Source organism: Microbacterium sp. PAMC21962, assembly GCF_019443465.1.
Classification (GTDB): domain Bacteria; phylum Actinomycetota; class Actinomycetes; order Actinomycetales; family Microbacteriaceae; genus Microbacterium; species Microbacterium hominis.
The window spans coordinates 1,955,723-1,970,833 of the sequence record NZ_CP080381.1 but is presented as its reverse complement, the minus strand read 5'-3'; the positions used below and the strand labels follow the sequence as shown (position 1 = coordinate 1,970,833).

General features: G+C 74.3%; 11 protein-coding genes. 1 reads left to right on the top strand and 10 read right to left on the bottom strand.

All coding sequences use genetic code 11. The features are described 5' to 3' along the window. Positions 1-3: 3 nt before the first annotated feature. The 5 genes from KY498_RS09500 to KY498_RS09480 are packed head-to-tail and all read right to left on the bottom strand — an operon-like array spanning position 4 to position 4,628. On the bottom strand, positions 4-852 hold the full coding sequence (locus KY498_RS09500; RefSeq protein ID WP_061782556.1) for a phosphogluconate dehydrogenase C-terminal domain-containing protein: 849 nt from the start codon (positions 850-852) through the stop codon (positions 4-6). Next, on the bottom strand, positions 849-1,643 hold the full coding sequence (locus KY498_RS09495) for a sugar phosphate isomerase/epimerase (RefSeq protein WP_191009524.1): 795 nt from the start codon (positions 1,641-1,643) through the stop codon (positions 849-851). Before KY498_RS09495 ends, KY498_RS09500 begins: the two co-directional genes overlap by 4 nt. Next, the gene (locus KY498_RS09490) at positions 1,640-2,404 is read right to left on the bottom strand and encodes a triose-phosphate isomerase family protein (protein ID WP_223848818.1); all 765 of its coding nucleotides are present in this window, start codon (positions 2,402-2,404) and stop codon (positions 1,640-1,642) included. The genes KY498_RS09495 and KY498_RS09490 overlap by 4 nt, the downstream gene beginning before the upstream one ends. Next, entirely contained in the window at positions 2,401-2,874 is a 474-nt protein-coding gene (locus tag KY498_RS09485) for a ribose-5-phosphate isomerase (protein WP_061782557.1), read from the bottom strand. Before KY498_RS09485 ends, KY498_RS09490 begins: the two co-directional genes overlap by 4 nt. Continuing rightward, entirely contained in the window at positions 2,871-4,628 is a 1,758-nt protein-coding gene (locus tag KY498_RS09480) for a dihydroxyacetone kinase family protein (RefSeq protein ID WP_191009526.1), read from the bottom strand. The genes KY498_RS09485 and KY498_RS09480 overlap by 4 nt, the downstream gene beginning before the upstream one ends. 186 nt (positions 4,629-4,814) lie before the next feature. On the opposite strand from KY498_RS09480, the gene KY498_RS09475 reads away from it, so the two are divergent. Next, a complete protein-coding gene (locus tag KY498_RS09475; RefSeq protein WP_061782559.1) occupies positions 4,815-5,564 on the top strand; it encodes a FadR/GntR family transcriptional regulator in 750 nt (249 codons plus the stop codon). On the opposite strand, the gene KY498_RS09470 is transcribed toward KY498_RS09475, so the two are convergent. The 5 genes from KY498_RS09470 to KY498_RS09450 are packed head-to-tail and all read right to left on the bottom strand — an operon-like array spanning position 5,551 to position 15,100. Beyond that, the gene (locus KY498_RS09470; protein WP_191009527.1) at positions 5,551-6,921 is read right to left on the bottom strand and encodes a glycoside hydrolase family 30 beta sandwich domain-containing protein; all 1,371 of its coding nucleotides are present in this window, start codon (positions 6,919-6,921) and stop codon (positions 5,551-5,553) included. The genes KY498_RS09475 and KY498_RS09470 overlap by 14 nt on opposite strands. Further along, positions 6,918-8,729 (bottom strand): DUF5605 domain-containing protein, encoded by a 1,812-nt coding sequence (locus KY498_RS09465; protein WP_191009528.1) that lies wholly within the window; start codon positions 8,727-8,729, stop codon positions 6,918-6,920. Before KY498_RS09465 ends, KY498_RS09470 begins: the two co-directional genes overlap by 4 nt. A 19-nt stretch (positions 8,730-8,748) precedes the next feature. Continuing rightward, positions 8,749-11,535 carry an alpha-L-rhamnosidase gene (locus tag KY498_RS09460; protein ID WP_191009529.1) on the bottom strand — a complete coding sequence of 929 codons (2,787 nt, stop codon included), beginning with the start codon at positions 11,533-11,535 and terminating at the stop codon, positions 8,749-8,751. A gap of 2 nt (positions 11,536-11,537) precedes the next feature. Beyond that, a complete protein-coding gene (locus tag KY498_RS09455; protein ID WP_223848819.1) occupies positions 11,538-12,680 on the bottom strand; it encodes a serine hydrolase in 1,143 nt (380 codons plus the stop codon). After that, entirely contained in the window at positions 12,677-15,100 is a 2,424-nt protein-coding gene (locus KY498_RS09450; RefSeq protein ID WP_191009530.1) for a glycoside hydrolase family 3 C-terminal domain-containing protein, read from the bottom strand. Before KY498_RS09450 ends, KY498_RS09455 begins: the two co-directional genes overlap by 4 nt. Positions 15,101-15,111 lie beyond the last annotated feature (11 nt).

The window sequence follows — 15,111 nt, the reverse complement described above, 5'->3', positions numbered from 1 at the left end:
TCCTCAGCGTTCGATGCGATCGAGGTGGAGCATCCGCGCGAGGTTCTTGTCGAGCTCGTCGTCGCGGAAGATCTTCTTCCAGTCGTCCTTGATGATGCTCTCGCGACCGTAGTCCATCGCGATGAGGCAGGCGTCGCTGAAGGGGTTGTCGCCGCGGAGCCCATTGGCCAGCGCCACCTGCGTGTGCCCGTACAGGATGCTGCGCGCCGCCGCCTCGGGAACGCCCATCGTGTGGATCGCCTCGTGCAGCGCCTCGTTGAGGAGGGATCCGATCATGCACGCGACCGTCTCGACGAGGGTGGGCTCCAGCTGGGCGAGCTGCTTGACGCTCACCCAGTGCACGTCGATGACGGGGGCATAGATGGCGCGCACCGTCTCCTCGACGATCGCCTTCTTGCGCGGGTCGTCGCTCTCGATCGCGGCGATCGCGTCCTGCGGTGCCGCGACGCCGCCGAAGGTGTCGGCCCATTCCTCCTTCGACGTGCGCTCGAGGAACACCGACGGGTGGCACGGATGGGCGACGGCCTGCACGATGTCGTCGCGGGTGGTCAGCAGGCCCGCGTAGGCGGCTGCCGGGTCGAGCGTCAGCACGATCGTCCCCGGCCGCAGCTGCGGAACCAGCTGCGCCGTCACGGGCCCGAGCGCGAGGTCTGGCACGGCCAGCACGACGATGTCGGCGTCGGCGACGGCGTCGGCGGCCTCGGACAGCGCGCGACCCGCGGCGCGCACGCGCTCGCGACCGGCGGGCGACGTCTCGACGTAGTGGACGGTGTGATCGGTGCGCACGAGGTTGTCGGACACGCGCGTGCCCATCTTCCCTCCGGCTCCGAAGACGGCGATGGTGTGGCTCATGGGGTTCTCCTCAGGTGGTCCAGGGCGGTGCGGGTCCATTCCCGCTCGGTGCGGACGGTGGTCTCGGCGTCGCTCTGCCAGGGCAGCCAGTGCTCGACGATCTCGTTGATCCCGCGCGCGGCGGGACGCACGGCGGCCCGCAGGTGCGCGTAGTCGTGCAGTCCGGTCCCCAGGGGGGTGCCGGTGAAGGTGAAGCCCACCCAGCCGTCCTGCCGCGCGAAGGCGAAGTCCTTGACGTGCACGTTGACCGTGGCGGATGCCGCGAGCTCGACCGTCGTCCGCGGTGTCTCCAGCCGGGCCACGACGTTGGCCGGGTCGAGGCACACGCCCAGCGCCGGGCTGCCGACGGCGGCGATGAGAGCGAGCAGGTCCGACGTCGCGATCTGCTCGTACGTCTCCAGAGCCAGCGTCACTCCGGCTCGCTCGAAGTCCCGCACGGACGATTCGAGCCACGTCTGCGCCTGCGCCGTCGTGGGCGCCGAGCCGGGGCCGTTGAGCATGGACCGCACCAGGCGGGCGTCGAAGACCTCGGCCACCCGCAGGTAGCGGCTCAGGTGCTCCGGGGCGATGCCCTTCGTGCCCAGCTCGATGGTCAGGCCCAGGTCGCGGGCGGCGGCCGCCGCCGCGCGCAGCTCCCGCTCGTTCATCGCGTCCAGCGGCGCGTAGTCGCAGATCTGGAACAGGTCGACCCCCAGCGCGCGGGTCGCCTCGAAGGCGCCGACCAGCGACAGGGGGTGGGCGACGCGCTCGGAGTGCTGCCAGAAGAAGGCGTACGTGCCCAGCCCGATCATGGCGCGAGCCCCGGCATCCGCGCGGCCTCGTCGACGACCGCGCGGAAGGCGGCGGGGTCGTGCGCGAACCGACCCAGGAACAGGCCGTCCACGGCGTCGCCGAGGCGGGCGAGCAGGCCGGGGCCGGCCGATCCGCCGTAGACGACGGCGGAGCCGGCGCGTGCGGCATCCGCGTCGAGCGCGACCCGCAGGGCCCGTGTCACCGCGGCGACGTGCGCGACGGGCGCCGGCGCGTCGGCCCCGATCGCCCACACCGGCTCGTAGGCGACGACGAGGCGCCCCGCCGGGGCGGCGTGGGTCGCGGCACGCAGCTGCGCGAGGGTGGCCGCCGCGGCCGCCGCGGCATCCTCTCGCGTGCTCTCCCCGAGGCAGAGCACGGGCACGACGCCCTCGGCGAGGGCGGCGGCGACCTTCGCGGCCACGTCGGCGTCGGTCTCGCGGTACAGGCGCCGCCGCTCGGCGTGGCCGATCTCGGCCAGCGTCACGCCGGAGCGGGTGAGCTCGGCTGCGGAGACCTCGCCGGTGAACGCGCCGTCGCCGTGGGCGGAGACGTCCTGCGCGGCGACCGCGATCGGTGTGTCCCGGAAGGCGCGGACGGCGTCGTCGATCTGCAGGTAGGTCGGCGCGACGAACACCTCGACGGCGCCGGCGCGGACCGCCGGGTGGGTGCCGACCTCGGCGGCGACGACGTCGAACCAGCGGCGGGCGCGGTCGCGGTCGAAGTAGGCCTTGAGGCTGACGCCGACCGTGACGGGGCTCACCCGCACGATCCCGTGCTCTCGTAGGCGGCGATGACGGCGACCTTCTCCGCCGACGCCGACGAGGCGTCGAAGCGGTAGGTGAGCCATTCGCGGACGAGGCGGCGCGCGAGCTCGATGCCGACCACGCGCTGGCCCATCGTGAGCACCTGCGCGTCGTTGGAGAGCACACCGCGCTCGACGGAGAACGAGTCGTGGGCCGTCACGGCGCGGATGCCGGGGACCTTGTTGGCCGCGATCGCGACACCCAGTCCGGTGCCGCAGATGAGGAGCGCGCGGTCGGCCTCGCCGCGGGCGACGCGCTCGGCGGCCTCGATCGCCACCGTCGGGTAGGGCGTGTGGCCGTCGGCGTCGACGCCGACGTCGACGAGGTCGGCGACGAGAGGGTGGGCCTGGAGGTCGCGCTTGAGGACCTCCTTGTACTCGAAGCCGGCGTCGTCGCTGCCGATGACGAGGCGCAGGGGTGCGGTCATGACGGGGTCCTCTCGGAGGGGCGTGCGGCGAGCACGGGGCCCACGGCGGTCGCGATGAGGGCGAGCGAGTGCGCGCCCGGGTCGGGGGTGCCGACGCTGTTGCGGCCGTGGGTGCGGGCGCGGCCACGACGGGGTACGAGGTCGGCGGTGGCGTCCGCGGCGGCGCGGGCGGCGGCGGCCGCGAGGGGCCAGGCGTCGGCGAGGCCGGCGCCGTCGCCCACGGCGCGCGAGAGCGCGGCACTGAAGGGCAGGAGGGCGTCGACGAGCGTCTTGTCGCCGGGCTCGGCGCCGCCGTACCGCTGCACGGCGCGCACGGCGTCGGCGACGCCGGCCGCGATCGCCGCGGCATCCGGCGCGCCGGTGTCGCCCAGGTGCTCCGCGATGCGACCGAGGATGACGCCCCAGAGCGCTCCGGACGTGCCGCCGGCGCGGTCGGACCAGGCGTCGGCGGCGCGCAGGAGCGTTCCGCGTGCGCCTGCCCCGGCGGCGGCGGCCTCCGCGGCGGCGTGCCGTGCGGCACGGGCGCCGCGCTGCATGCCGATGCCGTGGTCGCCGTCGCCGGCGACGGCATCCATCCGGCCGAGCTCCGCGACGTTCGCGTCGATGGTGGCGGAGAGGGTGCCGAGCACATCGACCACCGTGGCGGCGCAGCGGCGCGAGGCCTCGTCGCCGGGAGGCGCCGCGGGCGCGGCGCTCGGCGCGGCAGGGATGACCGCGGCGGGGGCGGGCGCCGCGGGGCCGGGCGCGGCCGTCGCGCCGCGGCGGTACGCGGGGGTGTCGACCGGGCTGTCCCAGAGAGCGGCCAGCTCGTCGTCGAGCCAGAGGAGCGTGAGCGACGTGCCGGCCATGTCGAAGCTCGTGCAGTAGTCGCCGACGTGCGGGTCGATGACCTCCACCCCGGCGGCGGCGAGCAGATGGGCGACGCGGCGGTAGACGACGAACATCTCCTCGTGCGCCAGCGAGCCGAGCCCGTTGAGGATCGGCACCACCCGGGCGCCGCTCGCCTCGACGCCGTCCGGGATCTCGCCGAGAAGCGCGTCCACGAGCAGAGCGGCGAGTCCGTCCGCGGTCGGGATGTCGGTCTCGGCGACGCCCGGTTCGCCGTGGATGCCGAGACCCACCGCCATCCGGCCGGGCGGCACCGAGAACAGGGGCGCGTCGGCGCCGGGCAGGCTGCACCCGGAGAAGGCGACGCCGAAGGAACGGGTGCGCTCGTTGGCGAGCGCCGCGACGCGGGCCACGCCGTCCAGGTCGTAGCCCGCCTCGGCGGCGGCACCGGCGATGCGGAACACGGCGAGGTCGCCGGCGATCCCGCGGCGGCGGTGCCGCTCCGCGGGGGCCGCGCTCATGATGTCGTCGGTGACCGCGACGGTCGCGCACGCGATGCCCTCGCCGCGCAGTCGCTCCTGCGCGGCGTCGAAGTTGAGCACGTCCCCGGCGTAGTTCCCGTACGCGAAGAAGACGCCGCCGCCGGCGTGGGCCGCCGACGCGACGGCGTGCACCTGCTGCGCGGAGGGGGAGGCGAACAGGTTCCCCATCGCGGCGCCGTGCGCGAGGCCCGGGCCGACGAGACCGCCGAACGCGGGGTAGTGGCCCGATCCGCCGCCGACGACGACCGCGACCCGGCCGGGCGTGGTGCCGGCGGCGCGGACGACGCCTCCCGTGACGCGGCGCACGTAGCGGGCGTGCGCCGCCACGAAGCCGTCGATCATCTCGTCGGCGAAGTCGGCCGGATCGTTCCACAGCCGTGTCATCGCGCGCTCCGCGCGGTCGCGGCGTGCGCACGAGTGCTCTGGAGAGGGTCCACGGTGACTCCTGGTCGATCGGTCCGGCGGCGAGCTGCCGCTCACCCGTCGATATTCTGACAAACCGGTTGACCAATTGCAAGAACCGGTTGACCAATATCTCACCCGCGACGGCGACTGCCGTATGTTGGTCCCGTGCCCGCCTACCCGGACGACCGCTCCGCCGAGATCACGGCGGCGCTCGGCGCGCTGCCGTCTGGGACGCCCGTGTCCGAGGTTGCCCGACGGCTCATGGATCTCTTCACCGGCGGCTCGCTCGCGCCCGGCACGCGTCTCCCGCCCGAGCGTCAGCTCGCTGCCACCCTCGGCGTCGGCCGCTCGGCCGTTCGCGAGGCGCTCGCCGCGCTGGAGATCCTCGGCATCGTCGACGTCCGCGCCGGCTCCGGCACCTACCTGCGCGGGACGGCCAGCGACCTGCTGCCGCAGACGCTGCGCTGGGGACTGCTGATCGGACAGCAGAACACCGCCGAGCTGCTCGAACTGCGCTCGGGCCTGGAGATCTACGTCGCACGCCTCGCGGCCGGACGGGCCGACGCCGCGCATCGGGCCGCCCTCGCGGCATCCCTCGATCGCATGCGGGCGGGCACCGCCGACCTGGGCGCCTTCGCCCGCGCGGATGCCGAGTTCCACGAGACGCTCGCCGCGGCCGCCGGCAACGACACGCTGGTCGACCTGCTGCACGTCGTCCGGTCGCTCCTGCAGGTCTACGCCGACCGCGCGGTGCACGACGAGGCGGCGGCCCTGCTGGCCATCGACGAGCACGCCGCCGTGCAGGCCGCCGTCGCCGCCGCCGACGCCGATCTCGCCGCCTCGGCGATGGCGACGCACATGGCGACGGCCTCGCGCCGGCTCTCGGAGGATTCGGGCCCGCTCAGGCCGGAATGACGACGGTGCTGAACGAAGCCGCCGGCAGCTCGAGCGACAGCACCCGTTCGCCCAGCAGCAGGCTGATCGGCAGGGGCTCGGCCAGCTCGTTGTGCAGGACCACCACCACCGAGCCGTCCGGGTTGCGGAACACCAGCTGATTGTCGTGGCCCGCGACGCACCACGTCGGCAGCACGCGGGCGCCGGGCCGCACGAACGCGGCCACGTGCTTGAGTACGAGGTAGTCGGGCGTGTACCGGAAGGTGCGGCGCTGCGGATCGACCACGACGAGCGAGTTCTGGGTCCAGCCCCATCGGCTGCGGCCGCCCTCGGGCAACGCGATGTTCCAGTACTGGTAGGCGTTCGCGCCGTTTCCGAGGAAGTGCTTCATGAGGCGCCACGCGTAGCGCGCCTGGCGCCAGTCGTTGCGGCCGTCGCCGCACTCCTGCTCGGTCTGGACGATGCGCAGGTCCGGATGCAGGCGGTGCAGCGCCGCGACCGCGCCCTTGCCCGCCCACTGCACGCCGATCCCCGACACGACCGCGGCCGCCGCATCGTCGGCGAGCACCGCGCCCACCAGACGGTCGTCGGCGCGCTCGAGGGTGCCGAGGTACACCTCGACCCCGCGGGCCGCCATCTGCGGTCCGAGGTGGCGCAGCAGCGCGGCCAGCCCGGCCGGCGTCCACGTGCAGCTGGGGAAGACCTGCGGCGAGTTGAACTCGTTCTGCGGCATGACCATCGAGATCGGGATCCCGCGCTCGGCGTAGGCGTCGACGAATCGGCCGAAGTAGGCGGCGTAGGCGCGCAGGTGCTCCTCGTCGGTGCGGAACATGTCGGTGCCCTCCGCGCCGACCTGCTCGGGTCGCAGCCCGTTGTCGACGTCGCCGAAGAACGGATGCGGCATCGCGCCGGCGTAGTGGCCGTTGCGCTTCATCCACGTCGGCGGGCTCCACGGGGACGCCCACAGCCGCAGGTCGGGCCGGTGCGCGCGTGCGGCGCGGATGAACGGGACGAGCGTCTCGTCGTCGTGCGACGCGTCGAAATGCGCCAGCGCGAGGTCGCCCGGCGTCTCGTCGTACGAGTACCAGTCCAGCGAGAAGTCGTTGGCTCCCACCGGCATCCGGCACAGCCCGAACGACGCGCCCACCCCGGGGGCGAACAGCTCGCGCAGGATGCCGTCGCGCTCCTGCGCCGTGAGCAGCCCGAGCGCCGCCCAGCCCAGTTCGTTGAAGCAGGCGCCGAAGCCGTCGATCTCCTGCTGCGGGTCGTCGACCGCCACGATCACGTCGGGCATGGCCGTGGGGGCCGCCAGGACGGGCGGGGGCGCGGCGCGCCACGGCTCCTCCGGCGTCGTGACGGTCCAGGTCGTCGCGTTCATGCGTCGGTCCGGGTGAGACGCACGGCGATGTACGGGCGACCGGGCAGCTCCACCCGCAGCTGACCGGTGTGGTGGCCCGGGATCTCCTCGATCGTCATGTTCCAGGTGTCGATGACCTCGACGCGCCAGGTGCCGTCGCCGAGGATGACGTGGCGGAAGCGCGGGCGGTTGAACCCGAAGTAGCCGACGCGCACACGCCCGCCTCCGTCGCCTCCCCAGGGCACGTCCCAGTCGCCCGGCAGCGGGTCCCACACGCCGTCGGGGGCCTCGCCGATCAGCCGGTCGAGGAAGGCGATGCGGGCGGGGGAGGTGCCGTGGAGCACGCCGCCCTTCGACCACCACAGCACCTCGTCGTCGTCCTCCTGGTCGTCGGTGTCGGCGGGATTGGCGGGACCGGCGGGATCGGCGGGGAGCACGGGCGGATAGTAGGTCTCGCCGTGGCCGATGTAGCCGCCGCGGACGGCGCCCTCCCAGAAGCGGCGGACCAGCTCCTCGCCGGTGATGTTGCCCCAGCCCTGGTCGATGTCGCCCTCGTAGGCGCACTCGTCGACGACCACCGGCTTGCCCCACCGCTGGCGCCACTGGTCGGTGTTCTCCGCCGTCCGGTACACGTCGACGCGCTGCACGGAGACATGGGTGATCCACGGCCGGCCGTAGTCGTAGAAGGGCCGGCAGTTGTGGATGGACAGCAGATGGCCGAACGGATCCTCCTCGCCGATGACGGCGGCGAGGCGCTCCCAGTCGTCGAGGTCCTTCGACCACAGCAGGTCGTACTCGTTCGCCAGCGACCACCAGACGTTGGCGAAGCCCGTCAGCCGACGGATCACGTAGCGCAGGTAGCGCTCGTCGACGGCCGGGCCGAGGTCGGAGAAGCCCCACCGGTCGTAGGCGTGGAACAGGATGAGGTCGGCCTGGATGCCGAGGGCCGCGAGATCGGCGATGCGACGCTCGAGCCGGCGGAAGTGCGCGGGATCGAACCGTTCGAGGTCGAAGCCCTCCGCGAGCGAGCCGACGAACGGGAAGTCGAGCGGCTCGTTCGCGTTGTACAGGTACGACTTCGGGAACACGCACATGCGCAGCTTCGCGAACGGCGCCGCGGCCAGGGTGCGCAGCGTCTGCTGCTGTCGGGCCTCGCTCTGGTGCGTCCACGCGTAGGCGGTGGTGCCGATCGGGCGGTGGCGTGCGCCGTCCGCGTGCCGGAAGTGGAACCCGTCGACGCGCACCGGTCCGTGCGCCTCGACGGGGGCGGCGGCGACCTCGAGGCGTCCGGTCACGCCGTCGAGCGAGCGCGCGGTCGATCGGGTCTCGAAGCGCCATTCGCCCTCGGCGTCCGCGAGGGCACGGATCACGTACACGCCGTCGCCGTCGTAGAAGCCGCCGACGCGCACCGTCGTGCCGTCGGGTCGGGTGAACAGGGCGTCGAGGTCGACGTCGACGAAGGGGTTGCCGTGCGCGGGACCCGACAGTCGCACCTCGAGCGGGTCCCATCGCCGCGTCGGCGCCGCCGCCGCCGGAACGGCCGAGCCCCGGGGCACGTCCTCGCCCTCGTAGGCGGGATCGGGCGCGATCGCGGGCGCGTGCGGCGCGCGCGCCGTCCCGTCGCCGACCTCGGCCAGCGCGGCCCACAGCGCGTCGCGCGCGGACGGGTCCTCCAGCTCCGGCACGAGGGCGACCAGCTGGCCCAGGCGCGCGTCGCGGAACTGCTGCGCCATCGGCGAGGCGGCGATGCCGGGCAGGTGCTTCTCGAGCACGGCGCGGCCGGCGGGACTGTCGAGCGTCTCGCCGAACGTGCTGGCGCGGTCGAACATGGTGCTCCTCGGGTGGGTGTCAGGCGGTCGGCGTCGTCGCCGCGCGGACGGCGGCGTCCACGGCGGCGAGCACCGGGGGCGGGGTGAACATCAGGGCGGTCGCGAGCGGGCGCCCGGCCGTCCAGGTCGTCTCGGCGCGCACGGTCGCGACGCGCTCGGGCGCGGCGGCGGCGAGTGCCTCGAGGAGGGCGGCGTAGGCGCGGGGGTCGTCGATCACGGCGGCGAGGTCCGCGTCGAGCCCGGGCAGCGGAGGACGGGGCGCCGGCGGAGCCGCCTCGACGCGCCACTCGTGCGTGCCGGGGCCGACCGTGGTGCGCAGCCCCGCAAGGTCGACCTCGGCATCCGTGTTGGCCGGCACCGTCGCGGTGACGACGATCGTCCCGCCCTCGCGGCGCCACGCGACGGCGGCCTCACCGTAGGGGGTGAGGTGGCGCGCCGACGCGTGGTCGAGCGACGCGAGGGGGCGGGGTGCGACGCGCAGGCGGCGATAGCCGGGGGATGCCGGGCCGAGCCCCGCCACGGTGCGATGCAGCCAGTCCGCGACGGCTCCGAGCGCGTAGTGGTTGAACGAGGTCATCTCGCCCGGGTTGACCGTGCCGTCGGGAAGCAGCGAGTCCCACCGCTCCCAGACCGTCGTAGCGCCCTGCGTGATCGGGTACAGCCACGACGGGCACTCGGTCTGCGTGAGCAGACGCTCGGCGGCGTCGAGGTGGCCGGTCGCGGTGAGGGCGTCGGCGACGAGCGGCGTGCCGACGAAGCCGGTGCCGATGCGGTAGCCCCCCTCGCGGACGAGGGCCGCGAGCCGTGCGCCCAGCGCCGCGCGCAGGTCGTCCCCCTCGACCAGATCGAACTGCAGCGCGAGTGCGTACGCCGTGGGCGCGTCGCTCATCATGCGGCCGGCGGGGGTGACGTACTCGGCGGCGAAGGCGGCGCGCGAGCGGGCGGCGAGGGCCCCGTAGCGCGCGGCATCCGCCTCGTGTCCGAGCAGGACCGCGGCGTCGGCGACCTGCTGCAGCGAGCGGGCGAGATAGGCGGTGGCGACGATGTCGACGTCGACCTTCGCCTGGCCCGGCTTGTCGGGCGGGGCGGCGGGGTCGAGCCAGTCGCCCAGCTGCATGCGTCCCGCCCAGAGACCACCGTCGCCCGCGTCGCGCAGCACCGCCTCGACCCACGCGCGCATGCTCGGATACTGCGCGGCGAGGACCTCGCGGTCGCCGAAACGCTCCCACAGGACGGTCGGCACCACGGTGGCCGCGTCTCCCCACGCGGCGGTGGGCCCGCCCCCGGCGAACGCCGGCAGCGCCGAGGGCACCACGAGGGGGACGACCCCGTCGGCGCGGGCCTGCTCGTGGGCGAGGTCGCGCAGCCACGACGCGAGGAAGCCCGCACAGTCGTAGAGGAACGTCGCGGTCGGCGCGAACACCTGGATGTCGCCCGTCCAGCCCAGACGCTCGTCGCGCTGCGGGCAGTCCGTCGGGATCGAGAGGAAGTTGCCCCGCATGCCCCACCGCACGTTCTCGTGGAGCTTGTCGATGAGGGGGTCGGATGCCGTGAACCAGCCGGTGCGCGTGAGATCGGTGTGCAGGACGATCGCCTCGACGTCCTCCGGGGCGACGTCGAGGCCCGTGATCTCCGCGTAGCGGAAGCCGTAGAAGCTGAAGCGCGACTCGAGGACGTCGTCGCCGCCGGACAGCTCGAAGGTGGCGGTCGCGGCGGCGTTTCGCAGGGGGCGGAGGGCGAGCTCGCCGTCCTCGAGCACCTCGGCGTGACGCACGACCACGCGCGTGCCCGCCGCCCCACGCACGCGCAGGCGCAGGCGGCCGACGAGGTTCTGACCGAAGTCGAGGATCGTGCCGCCCGAGGCGCTCGTGACGACGGCGGCGACGGGCAGCGCCTCGATCCGCCGCACGGGCGGGGCGATGCGCGGTTCGGGCACCGGGACCCGGTCGTAGCCCGGCCGCGCCGCGGGGCCGACGCGGGCCGGGCTCCAGGATGCGCCGGCGGCGTCGCGGCGCAGGTCCTGGTGTTCGCCGGCGTAGATCCCACTGTCCACGACCGGTCCGTCTCCGCTCGCCTCCCACACGGGGCCCGTGGCGGCCACCGTGGCGACCGTCCCGTCGGCGTAGGTCACGCGCAGCTGCGCGAGCAGCGACGGCTGGTCGCCGTAGAGGCGGTCGGTGAAGGTGAAGAACCCGTAGCGCTCGGTGTACCAGGCGCCGGCGATGGTGGCCGACAGCTCGTTGGGGCCGGGGTGCACGAGCGCCGTGACGTCGACCGTCTCCAGGACCAGGCGGTCGCGGTAGGCGCTCCAGCCGGGGGAGAGGACGTCCGCCGTGACGGGGGCGCCGTTGACGGCGGGCTCGCCGACGCCGAGCGCGGTCCAGAACAGGAGCGCGCGGGTGACGGGGCGATCGAGCGTGAACCTCGTGCGGACCTCGGCGGGCTGCGCCGCACGCGCGGGCTCGGCGAGGCCGATGGGCAGCGCGACCCACTCGCCGTCGGCGAGGAAGCCCGCCTCCACCTCGCGCGGTGCGCTCCAGGGCGTGGACCGGCCGTCCGTGCTGTGGGCGCGCACCCGCACCTGGCGCCGTTCACCGGCGGCGAGCGGGGCGAACGGCCACGCCACGAGGGCGCTCTCGTCGCCGGTGAGGGTGACCTGCTGCGCTCCGTCGGACAGCTCCGCCGACGCCTGCCGCCAGCCGGTGACGTCCCCGCCGACGACCCAGCTCAGCCGCGGACGCGCGGTCGGGACGAAGGCGGTGTCGTCGCGCACCTCGGCGCGCAGGCTCTCGATCACGGTGCTCACGGTCACGCTCCGAGCAGGGTGCCGAGCTCGCGCGCGAGCGACACGGCCCGAGGGTCGGCGCCGCCCGGCCACGGGCCGCGCACGATCGTCCAGGCGAAGGTGACGCCGGTGTCGGGGTCGGCGCACGCCAGCGCCCCCGCCGCGCCGTCGTGGCCGAAGGCCCGGGGGCCGCCGAAGGCGAGCTGCTGGGACGGCTTCTGGAAGACGATCGCGTGGGCGCGGTCGTGCTGGTGCAGCACCTCGTCGTAGCCGCGGACCTGTTGCTGGCCGATCTGCTCGACTGTGTCGGACGACAGGAACGGGGCGGCGCCGTCGACGCCGGTGACCGCGGCGGCGAACAGGCGCGCGAGCCCGCGGGCCGTCCCCGTCCCGGCGGTCGCGGCGTGGCCGTACCGGTAGTTGCGCGGCGAGTTGGTGTGGTCGATGTCCCGGCTGAGGGGTCCGAACACCACGGGCCCCAAGGCGGAGAACTGCGGGGTCGCCGTTGCCGACGCGGGACGCACCATCGGCTTCAGGGGCGTGAAGCGGTGCTCCTGGTCGGCCGGCAGGCCCAGGTGGAAGTCGATCCCGTGGGGGGCACGGATCTCGCGCTCGTAGAACTCGTGCAGCGTCCGGCCCGTCACCCGGTGCACGAGCTCGTCGCCGAGGCTGCCGATCGTGATCGCGTGGTAGCCGAACGCGCTCCCCGGTCGCCAGAAGGGTCGCGTGTCGGCGAGACGGGCGGCCGCGGCGTGATGGTCCCACAGCTCCTCCCACGTCAGCGGCGTGCTCGCCTGGGGGAGCCCGGCCTGGTGGGAGAGCAGTTCGCGGACGGTGACGGCATCCTTGCCCTTCGCGGCGAACTCGGGCCAGTAGTGGGCCACGCGTTCGTCGAGGTCGATGAGGCCCCGCTCGAGGAGGAGCCCGATCGAGAGCCCGATCGTGTTCTTGGTCACCGAGAAGGGGATGAGCATCGAGTCGGCGCGGATGTCGGGACCGCCCCAGGCGTCGAGCACCGGGGTGCCCCGGTGGAACGCGGCGACCTGGAACGACAGGCCGTCGTCCTCGCGGAGGTATCCGTCGAGGCGTTCGACGACGGCCGCGAGCCGCTCATCGGCTGCGCCCTGCAGCAGGCTCGCCTCGACGGCGGGCATCGGCGCGCTCACGCGGTCACCGTCCACGATGCCGCGAGCGGCAGATCGACGACCGAGGCGCCGACACGCAGCGTGTACGTGCCGGGCTCGACGCGCCACCCGCCGCCGTCCCAATACGCGAGTCGCCGGTCGGGGAGCGGAACGGAGACGGTGCCCGTCTCTCCCGGCGACAGCTCGACGGCGGCGAAGCCGACCAGCCAGCGCTCGGGACGCTCCACCGCCGAAGCGGCGCGCTCGGCGTACACCTGGACGACCTGCTTCCCGGTGCGCGCACCCGTGTTGGTCAGCGTCACCGCGACCGCGTCGCCGTCGCGCTGCGCGTCGTCCCACGACCAGGTCGTGTAGCCGAGACCGTGGCCGAAGGGGAAGGCGGGTGCGGCGGCCTCCTTGAGCCAGGCGCGGTAGCCGATGTGGATGCCCTCGCGGTAGCGCAGCACGCCGTCCTGCGGGGTGACGTCGACCACGGGGACGTCGGCGAGCGTCGCGGGCCAGGTGGTCGGCAGGCGGCCGCCGGGTTCGCGGGCGCCGGTCAGCACATCGGCGATCGCGTGGCCGAACTCCTGGCCGCCGAAGTAGCCCTGCACGACGGCCGACACCTCCTGCGCCCAGGGGAGCGCGACCGGCGAGCCGGCGTTGACGACGACGATCGTGGGCGTGCCCGTCGCCGCGACGGCGCGCACGAGCGCGTCCTGCGCGCCCGGAAGGTCCAGGCTCTCGCGGTCGTAGCCCTCCGACTCGACGCGGGAGGTGGTGCCGACGACCACGACGGCGACGTCGGCGGATGCCGCGGCGGCCACGGCCCGGGCGACGAGCTCGGCGTCGGGGGTGGGCGTGGGCGCGATGCCGACGGTGGCGCTGAGCGCGCCGGCGAGGGCGCCCTGCGGGTCGCACGTGAACTCGACGCGGATGTCGCGGGGCGCGCCCGCGGTGACGGCGACCGTCGTCGTGAGCGACGGCGGGTTGAGGAAGGCGGCGCCGAGGTCGGTGCCCTCGATGACCGGGCTGTCGTCGAGGACGAGCTCGCCGTCGACGAAGAGGCGGCCGGGGTTCGCGCCCGCGAACCCGAGCTCGATCGCGCCCGTCTCGGCGGGGGTGAAGCGGGTCTCGAACACGACCGTGCGGCTCGCGGCGATGGGCGCGTCGCCGCCGAACCACACGAGCGCCGTCGAGCGGCGGTCTTCGGCGAACAGCTCCGTGCCGGCGTCGTCCAGGAAACGCACCCGCAGACCGGGCTCGCCGGTGACGGGGTTCTGCAGCTGGGCCAGCGGGATCTCGACCACGCCGTCCTGCACGAGGGCGCCGAGCTCGTAGGAGACCTCGACGCCGGGAAGCGCCGCGCGCAGACCCTCCAACGGTGAGACGACGTGCGCGGGGACGACGGTGGCGCTGCCGCCGCCCTGCGTGCGGGCGTCACGGGCGTTCTGGCCGATGACGGCGACCGATCCGAGGGATGCCGCCTCCAGCGGCAGCGTGCCGTCGTTGCGCAGCAGCACGGTGCCGGCCACGGCCGCGTCGCGGGCGAAGGCGGGGCCGTCGATCGCGGGCACCGCGGCGCGGCCGGCCGGGCCGGCGTCTCCGAGGGCGCCGACGCGCTCGGCGAGCAGGAGCAGGCGCAGCACCTTGCGGTCGAGGTCCTCCTCGGCGACGCGACCGTCGCCGACGGCGGCGACCAGGTCGGCCCACGCGGGGGCGGGCCCGGGCATCGCGAGGTCCTGCGCGGCCGCGACGGCGTCGAGCGAGCGCACCGCCGTCCAGTCGCTGATCACGACGCCGTCGAAGCCCCATTCGCTGTTCAGCGGGGTCTCGAGCAGATCGTTCTCGGTCATCGTGACGCCGTCGACCGCGTTGTACGCGCTCATGATGCTCCAGGCGTGCGCCTCGGTCACGGCGCGCTCGAACGGGGCGAGGTACAGCTCGCGCAGTGCGCGGTCCTCGACCTCGACATCGACCGTGAAGCGGTCCGTCTCCGAGTCGTTGGCGACGTAGTGCTTCGGGCAGGCGGCCACGCCGTTGTCCTGCAGGCCGGCGACGTAGGCGGCCGCCAGAGCGCCGGAGAGTTCCGGATCCTCGCTGAAGCACTCGAAGTGGCGGCCGCCGAGGGGACTGCGGTGCAGGTTGATGGTGGGGCCGAGGACGACGTCGACATCCTTCGCGCGGGCCTCCGCCGCGGCGGCCGCGCCGTAGCGGTAGGCCAGATCCACATCCCACGACGCGGCCAGCGCCGACCCGGAGGGCAGGTTCAGCGACGGCTCGCGCTCGTCCCAGCGCGGCCCGCGCACGCCGGCGGGACCGTCCGACAGGGTCATCGCCCGCAGCCCGATCTCGGGCAGCGGCACCGTCGTCCAGAAGTCGGCGCCCTGGACGAGGGCGGCCTTCTGCTCGAGGGTGAGAGCCTCCAGCAGCGGGCGCAGGTGGTCGACGGGGGAGGTCATGGAGGTCCTTC